The sequence below is a fragment of the Klenkia soli genome, assembly GCF_900103975.1.
In the GTDB taxonomy this organism is placed as follows: Bacteria; Actinomycetota; Actinomycetes; order Mycobacteriales; family Geodermatophilaceae; genus Klenkia; species Klenkia soli.
In genome coordinates this window covers 243,963-259,816 of the sequence record NZ_FNIR01000005.1, presented here as the reverse complement: position 1 = coordinate 259,816, position 15,854 = coordinate 243,963, and the positions used below count along the sequence as shown (strand labels likewise).

Annotated in this window: 13 protein-coding genes; 7 read left to right on the top strand and 6 right to left on the bottom strand. The window is 74.8% G+C overall.

Translation table 11 applies throughout. The features are described 5' to 3' along the window. Positions 1 to 5: 5 nt before the first annotated feature. Complete coding sequence (locus BLS67_RS09815; protein ID WP_091243951.1) at positions 6 to 1,430, bottom strand: MFS transporter; 1,425 nt, start codon at positions 1,428 to 1,430, stop codon at positions 6 to 8. Between the two features lie 91 nt (positions 1,431 to 1,521). After that, positions 1,522 to 2,460: an NAD(P)/FAD-dependent oxidoreductase gene (locus tag BLS67_RS09810; protein ID WP_242653956.1), complete on the bottom strand. Its 939-nt coding sequence runs from the start codon at positions 2,458 to 2,460 to the stop codon at positions 1,522 to 1,524. Positions 2,461 to 2,540: 80 nt separating this feature from the next. On the opposite strand from BLS67_RS09810, the gene BLS67_RS09805 reads away from it, so the two are divergent. After that, positions 2,541 to 3,323 (top strand): TrmH family RNA methyltransferase, encoded by a 783-nt coding sequence (locus BLS67_RS09805; RefSeq protein WP_091243944.1) that lies wholly within the window; start codon positions 2,541 to 2,543, stop codon positions 3,321 to 3,323. Here BLS67_RS09805 and BLS67_RS09800 read toward each other — a convergent pair whose 3' ends face one another. Together BLS67_RS09800 and sepH are read right to left on the bottom strand one after the other, a co-directional pair. Further along, entirely contained in the window at positions 3,324 to 3,800 is a 477-nt protein-coding gene (locus BLS67_RS09800; RefSeq protein WP_091243941.1) for a YflT domain-containing protein, read from the bottom strand. A gap of 162 nt (positions 3,801 to 3,962) precedes the next feature. Further along, the gene (sepH, locus tag BLS67_RS09795) at positions 3,963 to 4,856 is read right to left on the bottom strand and encodes a septation protein SepH (RefSeq protein ID WP_091243938.1); all 894 of its coding nucleotides are present in this window, start codon (positions 4,854 to 4,856) and stop codon (positions 3,963 to 3,965) included. 175 nt (positions 4,857 to 5,031) lie between these two features. Here sepH and BLS67_RS09790 point away from each other — a divergent pair, with 175 nt between their 5' ends. The 3 genes from BLS67_RS09790 to BLS67_RS09780 all read left to right on the top strand — a co-directional run bounded on the left by BLS67_RS09790 (position 5,032) and on the right by BLS67_RS09780 (position 10,235). Continuing rightward, positions 5,032 to 6,816, top strand: coding sequence for an N-acetylglutaminylglutamine amidotransferase (locus BLS67_RS09790; protein WP_091243935.1), 1,785 nt, complete (start codon positions 5,032 to 5,034; stop codon positions 6,814 to 6,816). 76 nt (positions 6,817 to 6,892) lie between these two features. After that, positions 6,893 to 8,746: a S9 family peptidase gene (locus BLS67_RS09785; RefSeq protein ID WP_091243932.1), complete on the top strand. Its 1,854-nt coding sequence runs from the start codon at positions 6,893 to 6,895 to the stop codon at positions 8,744 to 8,746. 7 nt (positions 8,747 to 8,753) lie between these two features. Next, positions 8,754 to 10,235, top strand: coding sequence for a circularly permuted type 2 ATP-grasp protein (locus BLS67_RS09780; RefSeq protein WP_091244239.1), 1,482 nt, complete (start codon positions 8,754 to 8,756; stop codon positions 10,233 to 10,235). 44 nt (positions 10,236 to 10,279) lie between these two features. On the opposite strand, the gene serC is transcribed toward BLS67_RS09780, so the two are convergent. Both serC and BLS67_RS09770 read right to left on the bottom strand, forming a co-directional pair. Continuing rightward, positions 10,280 to 11,395: a phosphoserine transaminase gene (serC, locus tag BLS67_RS09775; protein WP_091243929.1), complete on the bottom strand. Its 1,116-nt coding sequence runs from the start codon at positions 11,393 to 11,395 to the stop codon at positions 10,280 to 10,282. Further along, the gene (locus BLS67_RS09770) at positions 11,392 to 12,522 is read right to left on the bottom strand and encodes a citrate synthase 2 (protein WP_091243925.1); all 1,131 of its coding nucleotides are present in this window, start codon (positions 12,520 to 12,522) and stop codon (positions 11,392 to 11,394) included. The genes serC and BLS67_RS09770 overlap by 4 nt, the downstream gene beginning before the upstream one ends. 167 nt (positions 12,523 to 12,689) lie before the next feature. On the opposite strand from BLS67_RS09770, the gene pdxH reads away from it, so the two are divergent. Genes pdxH through BLS67_RS09755 form a run of 3 tightly spaced genes read left to right on the top strand, consistent with a single transcriptional unit; the run spans position 12,690 to position 15,818 of the window. Continuing rightward, entirely contained in the window at positions 12,690 to 13,325 is a 636-nt protein-coding gene (pdxH, locus tag BLS67_RS09765) for a pyridoxamine 5'-phosphate oxidase (protein ID WP_091243922.1), read from the top strand. Beyond that, on the top strand, positions 13,322 to 14,623 hold the full coding sequence (locus BLS67_RS09760; RefSeq protein WP_091243919.1) for an MFS transporter: 1,302 nt from the start codon (positions 13,322 to 13,324) through the stop codon (positions 14,621 to 14,623). The genes pdxH and BLS67_RS09760 overlap by 4 nt, the downstream gene beginning before the upstream one ends. Positions 14,624 to 14,645: 22 nt before the next feature. Continuing rightward, positions 14,646 to 15,818: a glucose-1-phosphate adenylyltransferase family protein gene (locus BLS67_RS09755; RefSeq protein ID WP_091243915.1), complete on the top strand. Its 1,173-nt coding sequence runs from the start codon at positions 14,646 to 14,648 to the stop codon at positions 15,816 to 15,818. Positions 15,819 to 15,854: the final 36 nt, after the last annotated feature.

Here is a 15,854-nt window from a genome sequence, read left to right as displayed (position 1 = left end):
GCAGCCTAGGTCGGCTCGCCCCCGGCGGCGAGGGCCGCCGGCACCCCGGCGGCCGGCGGCGGGCTCGTGGCGGTGCCCGGCTCGGGATCGGGGGCGGGGCTGGCCGCGTACGCCGCGGACAGCCGGCGGTAGGCCGGGGTCAGGAACGCCAGGCCGACCACGAGCAGCCCGAGGGCCCCGGTCACCACGAGCACGAGTGCGATGCCGCGGGCCGGACCCGTGCCGAACCAGCTGCCGATCGCGTCCGCGGCGGCGCCGTCGGTCATGGCGGGGATGACGAGGAACTGGGTGATGGGCGCGATCAGGAACGCCGTGAGCGGCGACGCGGCCTGCTCGACGCTCTGCGCGAACCCGAACACCCGGCCCTGGCGCTCGTAGGGCACCACCCGCTGCAGCACGGTCTGCTCGGCGGCCTCCGCGAACGGCATGACCAGCATGAACGCCGCCATCGCCACCGTGAGGGTCAGCACCGACGAGACCAGCGGGAAGAGCATCGTCCCGGCCCACATGACCACGTTGGCCAGCAGCAGCAGGCGGATCGGGCGGCTGCCCAGCCCGATCCGGGCCACGAGCAGGCCCCCGAGGACCAGCAGCGCGGACAACGCGCCCCAGAGCAGGCCCCAGGTCTGCACCGACACCAGCGACAGGCCGTAGGGGTCCATGAGCGCCATGAACCCGCCGCCGAGGAAGTTGTTGAGGCAGGAGAACAGGATCAGCGGCAGCAGCCCGGGGACCCCGCGGACCAGCCGCAGCGTGCCCCGCAGGTCCACCCCGGCGCCCGCGTCGGACCCGGTGGTCACCACCCCCGGCTCGGGGAGGTGCACCCGGGCGAGGTGGCCGACGGAGACCGCGAGGACGGCGAGGGCCAGCACCAGCACCGCGGTCATCCCGCCGTAGGCGACCAGGAGCCCGCTGATCACCGACGTGACCAGCATCGAGGCGCCGGTGACGGTGCCGACCAACCCGTTCGCGCGGTCCCGCCGGTCGGCCGGGACCAGGAGGGTGACCAGCGTGGGCAGCGCGATCGACCGCGGGTTGCCCGCGATGACGCCGAGCATGAGCAGCACGACGAACACCCACAGGGGCACGCTGGCCACCGTCGTGAAGGACGCGTCGGGCGCCAGCAGCAGCACGGCGAGGGACACCGCGTAGAGCACCGCGGAGGCGACCGCCGAGGCCTGCATCACCGCGTGCTTGCGGTGGTGGTCGACCAGGCTGCCGAACCAGATCCCGGTGGACGCCGTGGCCACCAGGAAGATGCCGGCGATCAGCCCGGTGCCGAACACCGAGCCGGTCTCGAGGAACACCCAGAAGGTCAACGCGAACCACACCGTGCAGTTCATGACCGAGACCAGCAGGTTGTTGCCGAGCACGTGCGCGAAGGCCCGCTCGGGGGCCGACGAGAGGTCCAGTGCGGGGGTGCGGCTCATCGCGGGCTCCTCCTCGGGGCGGGACGGTCGCAGTGAGGACGTCTCCGGTGCCCGAGGATCATCGGTCGGGGGTACGACGACCCCGACCTGCTCAGCCGCGGGCGAGCTCCTGACCCAGCAGGTGGCCCGAGGTCCAGGCGCTCTCGACCTTCGACGGCGCCGACCACCCGTCGCCGCAGATGCCGATGCCGTCGGCCAGGTGGAAGGGCGCGCGGCGCGGGTCGGCCGGCTTGGCGAAGGTCCAGCGGTGCACGTGCGTCCACGCCGGTTCGGGCAGGTCCAGCAGCGCGCAGACCGCGGCGGCGACCCCGGGGCCGGCCGCGGCGGGCTCGGCGAGGTGGCCGGCGGCGAAGGCGGGGGTCGTGTGCGCGACCAGCACCCCGGCGCCGTCTCCTCGCCGGTCGCCGTCGTCGGCGATCCACTCGAGGCTCGGGTGGTCGTTGACGAAGACCCCGTGCAGGTCGGCGGCCCAGCGGCGGTCGGCCCACCCCAGCACGACCGCGAGGGTGGCCTGCCACCCGCGGGCGTCGAGCACCCGCTCGGTCGGCGACCCCGGGTCGAGCAGCCGGCGGGCCTGCGGGTCGGGCAGCGCGAGGACGACGGCGTCGGTCGCCTCGCCGTCGACGACCGGGCCGGCGCCGACCTGCTGCACCGTGCGCCCGCTGGTGAGGTCGAGGTCGCGCGCCAGGTCGACCACGAGCGAACGCAGCCCGCCGGCGGCCCCGTAGCGCATCGGGCCGGTCTTCCGGTCGGTCAGCCCGTCGGGTCCGGCGACGGCGAAGGTGTCGGTCCACTCCCGGGCCACCCCGCGGTCCACCCAGTCGGCGACGACGTCGGCGAACGCGGTGCCCGCGGTGGCGGTGAGGTAGGAGGCGCCGAGGTCGACCACCCGGCCGTGCAGCTCGCGGCCGGCCATCCGCCCCCCGGGGCGGCGTCCCCGGTCCAGGACCCGGACCGGCCGGTCGGCGTCGCGCAGGGCGCTGGCGGCGGCGATGCCGGCGATGCCGGCGCCGATCACGGTGGTGGTCACACGTCCCACAGTGCGCGCCGGGTGGCCGACCTGCAGTCCGAACGCGGGTCCGCCGGGCGCGGCGGGCATGATCGGCAGCCGTGCCCGAGCTGATCACCGACCCGCGCGATCCCCGGGTGGCCGACTTCCACGACCTGCACGCGGGGGACCGTCGTCCCGGTACGGCGCGCGGCACCGGCCCGGTGGTGGTCGAGGGCGTCACCGCGGTCGAGCGGCTGCTGACCACCGGGCTCGCGCTGCGGGCGGTCTACGGCGTCGCCGGGCGGCTGGCGGCGCTGGACCTCCCCGCGGGCGTGCCGGCCTACGAGGCGGACAAGTGGGTGGTGTCGGAGACCATCGGCTTCCGGCTGACCCGGGGCGTGCTGGCGTCGGCCGAGCGGCCCGCCCAGCCCGAGCTGGCCGACGTCCTGGCCGGCTCCCGGCGGATCGCGGTGCTCGAGGGGCTCAACGACCACGAGAACATCGGGTCGATCGGCCGGTCGGCCGTCGCCCTGGGCATCGACGCGCTGCTGCTGGACCCGACCTGCGCCGACCCGTACTACCGGCGGTCGGTGCGGGTCTCGATGGGCCACCTGCTGACCCTGCCGGTGCGGGTGCTCACCGACTGGCCCGGCGACCTGGAGCGGGTGCGGGCGGCCGGCTTCACCACCGTCGCGCTGACCCCGGGCGCCGAGGTCGACCTGAGCTCGCTGGACCCGGCCGAGCACCCGCGGACGGCGCTGCTGCTCGGCGCCGAGGGTCCCGGGTTGTCGGCCGGGGCGATGGCGGCGGTCGACGTGCGGGCGCGCATCCCGATGCGCTCGGGCGTGGACTCCCTCGGCGTCGCGGCGGCCGCCGCCGTCGCCTTCGCCCAGCTCAGGTGATCAGCCCTTGAGGCTGAGGCGAGCCAGGTGGGCGCGGGCCTGCTCGGCGAACTGCGGGTTGCAGAGCACGTCGTAGCGGCCGGCGACGATCTTCTGGCCCGTGGTGGCGAAGTCGCGGCGCCCCCGGGTGGCGGCGTAGCCGGCCACGCCGAACAGCGCGCCGAAGACCAGCCCGATGACCAGGCCGGTGAGCACCGAGCTGATCCAGCTGGAGCCGTCGGGGGCGAAGATGCCCAGCAGCAACCCGACGAACAGACCGAACCAGGCGCCGGAGGCAGCACCGGCGCCGGCGGCGCGGCCGTAGGTGAGCCGACCCACGACCTGCTCGACGGAGCGGAGGTCGGTGCCGACGATCTGCACGTTCTCGACGGGGAACTGCTCGTCGCTGAGGTAGTCGACCGCGCGCTGCGCCTGGGCGTAGTCGGCGTAGGTCCCCACCTGGACACCCCCGGCGGGCATGGAAACCGAAGCGGTCATGGTCGTCGTCCTCCTCGTGCTGCGGCGTTGTTGCCGAGACCAGCACTACCCGGAACGCGCAGCTCGGACACGGAGTGCCCGATCACAGGTGACGTGCTGGAACGGCCCCCTCGCAGGGTCCCGGGCCGCGCGGAGCGTGGTTCGGGGGGGCGAGGGGGTCCTTCAGCGGTGGCGGCGGACGCCGAAGACGATGTCCTCCCAGGCCGGGATCGCCGCGCGGGGGTCCTCGGCCTCGGGGTCGACCCGGTCGAGGACGACGGTGTCGTGCTCGGGGCCGCCGTCGCCGGACAGCAGGACGTCGACCGGGCTGCCGTCGACGGGCACCACGTTGCGCACCTCGTCGTCCTCGGCCGCCTCCGGCTCCTCGGCGGCGTCCCAGGCGTCCTCGACGGGGACGGCGGCGATGGTGCGGCGGGGGCCCGGTGCCGCCGGCAGGCCGGCCGGGACGTCGGGGACGACGCGCACCAGGCGGGTGCCCTCGGCGAAGTCCATCGTGGTGGCGTCGACCGGGGTGACGGTGCGGGTGGCGGTGTCGTAGCTCCACTTGGTGGTGCCCGACTTGTGGCCGGCCTTCCAGGCTGCGCGGACCTGCCAGGTGCCGTCGTCGGTGCGGTGGGAGTCCCAGCGGACGGCGTCCAGGTCGGCGCCCAGCAGCCGGAGCCGGTCGGACATGAACTGCTCGAGGGCGACGGCCGGCGTGCCCTCGGACAGCCGCACGCGGGCCCCCTGGGCCTGCTCGGCGACCCGGGCGCGCTCCTGCAGCACCGGGTGGGCGAACCGCATGATCCGCTCGACGGAGGTGCCCGAGGCGTGCGCGACCTGCTCGGGGGTCTCGCCGGCCCGGATGCGGGACTGGATCACCCGCGGCGACAGCGCGTTGGCGGCGTCGAGCTCGATCTGGCCCATGCGCTGCGCGTCCCCGCGGGACGCGGCCTTCAGGCGGTCGTCGATCGGCAGGTAGAAGCGCTCGCCGTTGTCGATCGAGTCGGGCACGTCCGCGGCGAGGACCAGGCTGCGGCCGTCGTCGGAGAGCGCCACGAGGCGCAGGGTGCGCATGGGTAGACGACCTCTCGGATCTTCGACGGCGGACAGGGACCAGGAACGAGGCTAACGGCGCCGCCCGGGCCACCGCCGCCGGACACGCCAGATCCGCGACATGCCGCGGCAACACGGAGCGGGCAGGGTGGGTGCTTCGACGACCCCCGGTGCGCCGGGGCGAGGGGAGTCGCTCGTGTGCGGCATATCGGCCGAGATCAGGTTCGACGGCGGGGTGGCCGACGTCGGCGCCGTGGCCGCGATGTGCGACCAGCTGGCCCCCCGCGGCCCCGACGGCTCGGGGGTCTGGCAGTCCGGCCCGGTGGCGCTGGGCCACCGCCGGCTGAAGATCATCGACCTGACCGATGCCGGCGCCCAGCCGATGGTCGACCTCGAGCTGGGCCTGACCTGCGTCTTCAACGGGATCATCTACAACTACCGCGAGCTGCGCGAGGAGCTGCGTGCCGAGGGGTACCGGTTCGCCTCCACCAGCGACACCGAGGTGGTGCTCAAGGCCTACCACCGCTGGGGCACCGCGTTCGTGGAGAAGTTCCTCGGCATGTTCGCCGTCGTGGTGGTCGAGCGCGGTACCGGCCGGGTCGTCGTCGCCCGGGACCGGCTGGGCATCAAGCCGGTCTACCTCAGCCGCGGGCCGGGCAGGGTGCGGATCGCCTCGAGCCTGCCCGCGCTGGTCCGGGCCGGCGGGGTGGACACGAGCATCGACCCGGTCGCCCTGCACCACTACCTGAGCTTCCACTCCGTCGTCCCCGCGCCGCGCACGATCCTGGCCGGGGTGGGCAAGCTGCCGCCGGCCACGGTGCGCACCTACGAGGCCGACGGACGCGAGTCCGACCACGTCTACTGGACGCCGGTGCACGAGCGCCGTGCCGAGCTCGCCGGCCTGTCGGCCGTCGAGTGGCAGGACCGGGTGCTGGACAGCCTCCGGACGGCGGTGCGCCGCCGGATGGTCGCCGACGTCCCGGTCGGCGTCCTGCTGTCCGGGGGGCTGGACTCCTCGCTGATCGTCGGGCTGCTGGCCGAGGAGGGGCAGCGCGACCTGGCCACCTTCTCCATCGGCTTCGAGGCGGTCGGTGGCCGCGAGGGCGACGAGTTCGCCTACTCCGACGTGATCGCCGAGCACTTCGGCACCGACCACCACCGGCTGCTGGTGCCCACCGCCGACGTGCACGCCGGGCTGGACGGCGCGATCGGCGCGATGAGCGAGCCCATGGTCAGCCACGACTGCGTGGCGTTCTACCTCCTCTCCCAGCAGGTCAGCCAGCACGTCAAGGTGGTGCAGAGCGGGCAGGGCGCCGACGAGGTGCTCGCCGGCTACGACTGGTACCCGCCGTTGGACGGCGTCCCGGTCGACCGGGCCGTCGAGGCCTACGCGGGCGTGTTCGTCGACCGTCCGCACGCCGAGCTGGCCGGCATCCTCACCGACCGCTGGCTGCTGACCGAGGACGTCAGCCGGGCGTTCGTGGCCGACCACTTCGCCCGGCCCGGCGCGGACACCACGCTGGACCGGGCGCTGCGGCTGGACTCGACGATCATGCTGGTCGACGACCCGGTCAAGCGGGTGGACAACATGACCATGGCCTGGGGCCTGGAGGCCCGGGTGCCGTTCCTGGACCACGAGTTCGTCGAGCTGGTGGCCGCCGTCCCGCCCGAGCTCAAGCTGGCCCAGGGCGGCAAAGGCGTGCTCAAGGAGGCCGCCCGCGCGGTCATCCCGGCGCACGTCATCGACCGGCCCAAGGGCTACTTCCCGGTGCCGGCGATCATCCACCTGGAGGGCGAGTACCTGGCCAGCGTCCGCGCGGCCCTGCACGCCCCCGAGGCCCGGGAGCGCGGGCTGTTCCGCACCGACTACGCCGACCGCCTGCTGGCCGACCCCAACACCCACCGGACGACGCTGGGCAGCAACCAGCTGTGGCAGGTGGGGCTGCTGGAGCTGTGGCTGCAGCGGCACGGCATCCGCTGAACCGCAGCGCCGATAGGAACATCTGCCGGCCCGCGGTGGCTGCCCCGGCGAGAAGCACACGACACCTGGAGGTGGCATGACCCGGCCCGAGACCGCCCTGCAGACCTCATCCGGTCTGCCCACCGAGGTGCGGCTGGCGCTGACCCAGATCGCCGCCGCGCCCGGCACCTGGTGCCCGGCCCTGGCCGCGGACGGCGAGCGGGTGGCCTACGTGGCCGACCGCAGCGGCCGCCCTCGGCTGGAGGTCGCGACGCTGGACCAGCGCACGCCGCCGGCGGTGCTGTCGGGTCCCGACCAGGAGGTCGTGTCGGTCGCGTGGTCGCCCGACGGCGAGTGGTTGGCCTACCTGGTCAGCCCGGGTGGGTCGATCTGCGCCGAGCTGTGGGTGGTGCGGCCCGACGGCTCCGACCGTCGGCTGGTCGCGGGTGAGGACCCCCGCTGCACGGTGTTCGCCGGCGGCTGGACCGCCCGGCCGGGCCACTACGCCTGCACGATCGCCGACGGGCCGGGCGCCGACGTCGTCCTGGTCGACGTGGTCTCGGGTGCCCGCCGCACGCTGGCCACCGGCGGGTTCCTGGCCGTCACCGCCGTGGCCGCCGACGAGTCCCGGCTGCTGGCCCGGCGGGGTCCGCGCGGCTGGCGGCACGTGGTGCTGATCGACGTCGCGACCGGTGAGCAGCGGCGGGTCGTCCCGGCGGACGCCGCCGGTGGCCGGCAGAGCGAGGACGGCCGGTTCGCCCCCGACGGCCGGTCGGTCTACCTGCGGGCCGCCCAGCCGGGGGAGCTGGGGGAGGACCGCACCGCGCTGGTCGTCGTCCCGTTGTCGGCCGACGGCGAGCCGGGGGTCGCGCAGGTGATCGTGCGCCGGCGGGACGCCGACCTCGACGGCTACGCGGTGCGCGCCGACGGGACGGTGCTGTGCGTCTGGAACGCCGACGGCAGCACCGAGGTCGACGTGCGACGGGTCGCCGACGGCGAGGTGGTCGCCCGCGTCGCGCTGCCGCTGCCGGTGATGCCCGGCTGGTCGCTGGCCGCCGACGGGTCGTCGCTGGTCGCCGAGCTCACCGGCCCGGGGGCCCCGCGCAGCCTGCACGTCGTGGACCTCGCCTCGGGGTCGGTCACCCGGCTGCCCAGCTCACCGCGGCTGCCCGACCACGACCTGCTGGTCGCCCCGGTGCGGCACCACTACCGCGCCGCCGACGGCCTGGAGCTCGAGGGCTGGCTCTACACCCCGCCCGGCACGGTCGGCCCGAACCGCACCGTGGTCAGCTTCCACGGCGGCCCCGAGGGGCAGGAGCGACCGGCCTGGTCACCGGTCGCCCAGGCGCTGGTCGCCGCCGGGTTCACCGTGTTCGCCCCGAACGTGCGCGGGTCCGGCGGTCGGGGCACGGCCTTCATGGGCCTGGACGACGTCGGCGCCCGCGAGGCCTCGTTCACCGACGTGGCCGACACCGTCGCGCACCTGGTCGACGCCGGCATCGCGGTGCCGGGTCGGGTGGGCGCGCACGGCTGGTCCTACGGGGGCTACCTGACCCTGGTGGCGCTGACCCGGTGGCCCGACCTGTTCGCCGCCGGGGTGTCGCTGGCCGGGATGAGCGACCTGCGCAGCTTCTTCGCCGGGACCGAGCCGTGGATGGCTGCGGCATCGGTCACCGAGTACGGCGATCCGGTCACCGACCGCGAGATGTTGGCCACGATCAGTCCGATCACCGCGCTGGAGGCCTTGCGCTCGCCGGTCCTGCTGGCGCACGGTGATCGCGACACCAACGTGCCCGTCGCGGAGTCCGTGCAGGCCCACCAGGCGTGCACGGCCCTCGGCAAGTCGGCGGAGCTGCTCCTGCTCCCCGGGGAGGGCCACACCGTCGTGGGCCGGGAGAACCTGGTGACGTTGACCGAGGCGATAGCGGAGTGGTTCGACCGCTGGCTGTGAGGTGCGCGTGACCGGCACGACGGGACTGTTCGAGCACTACCGGTCGACGACCGTCGACGAGGCGGTCGACGACGAGGGCGCCCTGCGGCCCGGCTACGGCCCGGTGGTGCCCGCTCTGGAGGAGCTCGGCGGGGTCGGCCTGGCCGCCGCGGTGGGCGAGATGGGTCGGGAGCGCCGGGCCCGCGGGGTCGTCTTCGGCACCTTCGTCGACGGCGAGCTGGTCGAGCAGCCCTTCCCGCTGGACCCGCTGCCCCGCCTGGTGCCGGCGGGTGAGTGGGCGCACCTGGCCCGCGGGGTCGAGCAGCGCACCCGCGCGCTGAACGCGTTCCTCGCCGACGCCTACCGGCCGGCCGGTCGCCGCCGCGGCGACGGCCGGGACGCCCGCCCGGAGGCGGTGCAGGCCGGGGTGCTGCCGGAGTGGCTGGTCACCCGCAGCCCGGGCTACCGGCCCGGCGCCGTCTCCCTCGCCGGCCCCGGCCAGGCCCGGGTGACCGTGGCCGGGCTGGACCTGCTGCGGGCCGCCGACGGGTGGGTGGTGCTGGAGGACAACCTCCGGGTGCCGTCGGGCCTGGGCTACGCGATCGTCAACCGGGACAGCGCCCGGGCCGCGCTGCCGGCCCTGTTCGACGGGGTGCCCGGGCTCGCCGAGCCGCACGAGGCGGTGGTGGTGCTGCGCGCCGCGCTGGCCGACGCGGCGCCGCCGGCCTGCACCGGGACCCCGCAGCTGGCCCTGCTCACCGACGGGCCGGTGAACACCGCCTGGTTCGAGCACCGGCTGCTGGCCGAGGCCATGGGCATCCCGGTCGCCACCCCGGACACGCTGTGGGCCCGGGCCGACGGCGGGGTCGAGGTCGCGGTGGACGGCGAGCGGGTGCCGGTCGACGTCCTCTACCGGCGCTTCGACGAGGACGACCTGGCCGCGCACCTGAACCCGGTCGGCACCCCGCTGGACGTGCTGCTCGGCGAGGCCGTGCGGGCCGGGCGGCTGGCGCTGGCCAACGTGCCGGGCAACGGCGTCGCCGACGACAAGGCCACCTACTGCCACGTGCCGGCGATGATCCGGTTCTACCTGGGGGAGGAGCCGGTGCTGGACACCGTGCCGACCTGGGTGCTGGCCGACGCCGGCGACTACGCCGCGGTGCGGGACCGGCTGGGCGAGCTGGTGGTGAAGCCGGTGGACGGCTACGGCGGCCAGGGCGTGGTCTTCGGGCCGACCTGCTCGGCTGCCGAGCTGGCCGAGCTGCAGGCCGAGGTCGCGGCCACCCCGCACCGGTTCGTCGCCCAGGAGCCGGTCGACTTCTCCACGGTGCCCACGCTGGTCGACGGCGTGGTGCAGCCGCGGCGGGCCGACCTGCGGGTCTTCGCCGTCGCCGGCTCGGCCACCCGGGTGGTGCCGGCGCCGCTGACCCGGGTGGCCCTCGAGGAGGGCTCGCTGCTGGTCAACTCCAGCCGCGGCGGCGGCAGCAAGGACACCTGGCTCCTGCCCTGACCCACCGGATCCCGGAAACCGCCGCGGTTTCCGGGATCCGAGGGCTACAGCTGGCCGACGACGTGGTCGATGCAAGCGGTCAGCGCGGTGACGTCGTCGGGGTCGACGGCCGGGAACATGCCCACCCGCAGCTGGTTGCGGCCCAGCTTGCGGTAGGGCTCGGTGTCGACCACGCCGTTGGCCCGCAGCGCCTTCGCGATGGCCGCGGCGTCGACCGACTCGGCGAAGTCGATCGTGCCCACGACCTGCGAGCGGTGCGCCGGGTCCGCGACGAACGGGGTGGCGTACTCGCTCGCCTCCGCCCACTCGTACAGGCGCGAGGAGGAGTCCTGGGTGCGGGCGACGGCCCCGGACAGCCCGCCCAGCCCGTTGAGCCAGTCGAGCTGGTCGGCCAGCAGGAACAGCGTGGCCACGGCCGGGGTGTTGTACGTCTGGTCCTTCGAGGAGTTGTCGACGGCGATCGACAGGTCGAGGAACCCGGGGATCCAGCGGTCCGACGCCTTGATCTCGGCGACCCGCTCGAGCGCCTTCGGGCTCATCAGCGCCAGCCAGATGCCGCCGTCGGCCGCGAAGCACTTCTGCGGGGCGAAGTAGTAGACGTCGGTCTCCAGCACGTCGACCGGCAGACCACCGGCACCGGACGTGGCGTCGACCAGGACGAGGGCGTCGTCGTCGGCCCCCTCGGGACGGCGGACCGGGGCCATCGCGCCGGTCGAGGTCTCGTTGTGCGCCCAGCCGTAGGCATCGACCCCGGCCACCGCCTCGGGCAGCACGACCGAGCCGGGGGCGGCCTTGGTGATGACCGGGTCGGCCAGGAACGGCGCCTCGGCGACGCCCGAGGCGAACTTCGCGGAGAACTCGCCGTAGGTGCCGAACGCGGCGCGGTCGCGGATCAGGCCGATCGCGGCGGCGTCCCAGAACGCGGTGGTGCCGCCGTTGCCGAGCACCACCTGGTAGCCCTCGGGCAGGTCGAACAGCTGGCCCAGGCCCTCGCGCACGCGCCCGACCAGTCCCTTGACCGGCGCCTGGCGGTGCGAGGTACCCATGAGCGCAGCGCCCTCGGCGGCGAGCGCGGCCATGGCCTCGGGGCGGACCTTGGACGGGCCGCAGCCGAAACGGCCGTCGGCGGGGAGCAGCTCGGCGGGGATCTGGATCGTCATGCGGGCGCGGCTTCGTTGATCGACTTGGTCTGCACCGTCTCCCAGCCCTCGACGGCCTCGGGCTTGCGGGGGTCGGGGCCGACGTAGCGGGCCGACGGGCGGACCAGCCGGCCGGTCTGCTTCTGCTCCAGGATGTGGGCGCACCAGCCCGCGGTGCGAGCGCAGGTGAACATCGAGGTGAACATGTGGCTGGGCACCTCGGCGAAGTCCAGGACGATCGCGGCCCAGAACTCGACGTTGGTCTCGACCGGCCGGTCGGGACGGCGCTCGCGGAGCTCCTTCAGCGCAGCGTTCTCCAGGGCGAGGGCGGCGTCGAAGCGGGGGGCGCCGAGCTCCTGGGCGGCGCGGCGCAGCACGCGGGCGCGGGGGTCCTCGGCGCGGTACACCCGGTGGCCGAAGCCCATCAACCGCTCCTTGCGGTCGAGCAGGTCCTTGACGTACTTCTCCGCGTCGCCGGTGCCCTCGACCTCGTCGAGCATGTGCAGCACCCGGGAGGGCGCGCCGCCGTGCAGCGGGCCGCTCATCGCGCCGATCGCGCCGGACAGCGAGGCCGCGACGTCGGCGCCGGTGGAGGCGATGACCCGGGCGGTGAAGGTGGAGGCGTTCATGCCGTGCTCGGCGGCGGAGGTCCAGTAGGCGTCGACCGCGGCGACGTGCCGGGGGTCGGGCTCGCCGCGCCAGCGCACCATGAAGCGCTCGACGATCGTGGAGGCCTCGTCGACCCGCTTCTGCGGCACGGCCGGGACGCCGATCCCGCGGGCGGACTGCGCCACGTAGGACAGCGCCATGACCGCGGCGCGGGCCAGCTCGTCGCGGGCCTCCTCGTCGGTGATGTCCAGCAGCGGGCGGTAGCCCCAGATCGGGGTCAGCATCGCCAGCGCCGCCTGCACGTCGACCCGGACGTCACCGGTGTGCACCGGGATCGGGAACGGCTCGGCGGGCGGGAGGCCCTCGCCGAAGCGGCCGTCGACCAGCAGGCCGAAGACGTCGCCGAACGTCACCTTGCCGACGAGGTCCTCGATGTCGACGCCGCGGTAGCGGAGCGAACCGCCGTCCTTGTCCGGCTCGGCGATGGTGGTCTCGAAGGCGATGACGCCTTCCAGACCCGGTACGAAGTCGTCCGCCATCCTGCATGCTCCTCTGCGCGCGGGACCCGTGCGCCACTGGACGCACGACTGCCGACAACCTAGGTCAACGCCCGGCGGCGGGCGCACCCGGACGGTCCCGCCCAGCGGGAGGTGCGACGGGTGTCACAGCTGGTCGTGCGGTGGTTGCAGGGTGGGAGCATGAGCGGGTGCCCGACCTGACGACGATGCGCCGCGACTACGACGAGGGCAGCTTCTCCGAGGACACCCTCGCCGACACCTGGCTGGCGCAGTTCCAGCGCTGGTTCGACGACGCCGTGGCCGCCGACCTGCCCGAGCCCAACGCGATGGTGCTGGCCACCGCCGACCCGGACGGCGCCCCGGACGCCCGGGTGGTGCTGCTCAAGGGCCTGTCGGACGACGGCTTCGTCTTCGTGACCAACGCGGGCTCGGCCAAGGGTCGTCAGCTGACGGACGACGACCGGGTCGCCCTGGTCTTCCCGTGGCACGCCCTGCAGCGCCAGGTCCGGGTGACCGGCACGGCGACCCCGCTGGACGACGCCGGCTCCGACGCGCTGTGGGACCCCCGTCCCCGGGGCGCCCAGCTGGCTGCCGCCGCCACGGTGCAGTCCTCGACCGTGGGCTCCCGCGACGAGCTGGTGACCGCGTTCCGCGAGCTGGAGGAGCGCACCGAGGGGAAGCTGCCGCGGCCGGCGGGCTGGGGCGGCTACCGGGTGCGCCCGCGGACGGTGGAGTTCTGGCAGGGCGGCCACGACCGGCTGCACGACCGGCTGCGGTTCACCCGCACCGACGCGGGCTGGTCCGTCGACCGACTCGCTCCATGACGTCCCCGATCGACGGCCCCGCACCCGAGGAGACCCCGACCCGCACGAAGCGGCGCGGGTTCGCCATCGACACCACGCCGCTGCGCGTCCCGGCCTACCGGCGGCTGTTCGGCGGCATCACCGTCACGATGCTGGGCCAGCAGATGACGCTGGTCGCCGTCCCGTACCAGGTCTACGCGATCACCGGCTCGTCGCTGCTGGTCGGCGTCACGTCCGTGGTCGCGCTCGTGCCGCTGGTCGTGTTCGGCCTGCTCGGCGGGGCGATCGCCGACGCGATGGACCGCCGCCGGCTGATGCTGATCACCTCGATCGGGGCCGCGGTCACCAGCGCGCTGCTGGCCGTGCAGGCCGGCCTGGGCATGCGCTCCCTCGCCGTCCTGTGGGTGCTGACCGCGCTGGTCTCGGCGTTCTCGGCGGTCAACCAGCCCACCCGCAGCGCCGCCATCCCGGCCATCGTCGGGGCCGAGCTGGTGCCGGCGGCCAACGCGCTGGCCATGACCGTGCGGCAGATCGGGGTCATCGCCGGGCCGCTGCTGGCCGGCGTGCTGATCGGGCAGGGCGAGCTGTTCCTGACCTACGTGGTCGACGCGGTCGGCTTCGCCGTCGCCGTCCTGCTGGTGCGCGGGCTGCCCCCGCTGCCGGTGGCCGGCGCGGCCGCGAAGCTCCGGCTCGGTGCGGCCGTGCGGGGCGTGGGGGAGGGCTTCACCTTCCTGCGCACCCAGCCGGTGCTGCTGATGACCTTCGTCGTCGACATCATCGCGATGCTCTTCGCGTGGCCGCAGGCGGTCTTCCCGCAGCTGGCCGCCACCGAGTTCAGCGGCGACGCCAACAGCCTGGGCTGGCTCTACGCCGGCATCTCGCTCGGCTCGCTGGTCATGGGTCTGACCAGCGGATGGGTCTCGCGGGTGGACCGGCAGGGCGCGGTGGTGCTCGGCGCGATCGCGGTGTGGGGCGTCGCGATCATCGGGTTCGGCTTCGCCGGGTCGCTGTGGTTCGCCGTCCTGTGCCTGGCCGTGGCCGGCGCCGGGGACATGGTCAGCGCCGTCCTGCGCTCGTCGATGCTGCAGCTGGCGGCCCCCGACGACATGCGCGGGCGCATGCAGGGCGTGTTCATCGTGGTCGTGGCCGGCGGGCCGCGGCTGGGCGACCTGCGGGCCGGGGCGCTGGCCAGCGCGTTCGGCGTCTCGGTGGCGATGTGGACCGGCGGGGTGGTCATCGTGGTGGCGATGGCGGTCGTCGCGGTCGCCGTCCCGTCGTTCTGGCTGTTCCGGGCCTCGCGGGCGGCGCGTACGACCTGACCGCCGCGGGCACTGGAGGTGGATGGCCCTCACCAAGATCCTCGTGCTCGTGCTGGCCGGCGGCGCCGGCGGGCGCCTCGAACTGCTCACCGAGCAGCGGGCCAAGCCGGCGGTCCCGTTCGCCGGGGTCTACCGGCTGATCGACTTCCCGCTGTCCAACTGCCAGCACTCCGGCATCGCCGACGTCCGGGTCGCCGTGCAGTTCCACCCCACCTCGCTGGCCGACCACCTGGCCAACGGTCGACCGTGGGACCTCGACCGCACCACGGGTGGGCTGATGACCCTGCCCCCGTTCCGCGGGACCGACCGCGGCGGCTGGGCCACCGGCACCGCCGACGTGCTCTGGCGGCAGGCCGACCTGGTCCGCGAGGCGGCCCCGGACGCACTGGTCGTGGTCAGCGCGGACGCCGTCTACGAGCTGGACTACCGCGAGGTCGTCGAGGAGCACCTGGCGTCGTCCGCCGAGGTCACGATGGTGACCACCGAGGTGGCCGCGGACGACGCCGCCCGCTACGGCATCGTGCAGGTCGACGGCGACCGGGTCACCGACTACGCCTACAAGCCCGACCACCCGGCGACGACGACGGCCACCAACGAGGTCTTCGTGTTCACCCCCGGCGCCACGTTGGACCGGTTGGAGGCGCTGGCCGCCGACGCGGGGGAGGACGGCGTGGGCGACCTCGGCGACGGGCTGCTCCCGGCCCAGACGGCCGACGGCCTGGCGCGGGCGCACCGGCTCGCGGGCTACTGGCGCGACGTCGGCACCGTGGCCGCCTACTGGCAGGCGCACATGGACTTCGTGGCCCCCGAGCCGCCGATCGACCTGGACGACCCCGCCTGGCCGCTGCACACCCGCGGCGGCCGGCACTCGGCGGCCCGGTTGCTGCCCGGAGCGGCGGTGGAGTCCTCGCTCGTCTCGGGCGGCACCCGGGTCGCCGGCGCGGTGCGCGGCTCGGTGCTGTCGCCCGGCGTGGTCGTGGAGGAGGGGGCGACGGTGACCGACTCGGTGCTGCTCCCCGGGGTGCGGGTGCGGTCGGGAGCCCGGGTGCACAGGGCGGTGCTCGACGACGGCGTGGACGTCGGTCGCGGGGCCGAGGTGGGCGGGGACGGGGACGTCGCGCTGGTCGGGCTGGCGGCGCGGCTGGCCGACGGCAGCCGGGTGGCAGCTGGAGGGCGGTACCCCGAGCAGGACTGAGCGTGGCGCGGGCCACCTCCTTGACGTGGCTCACAC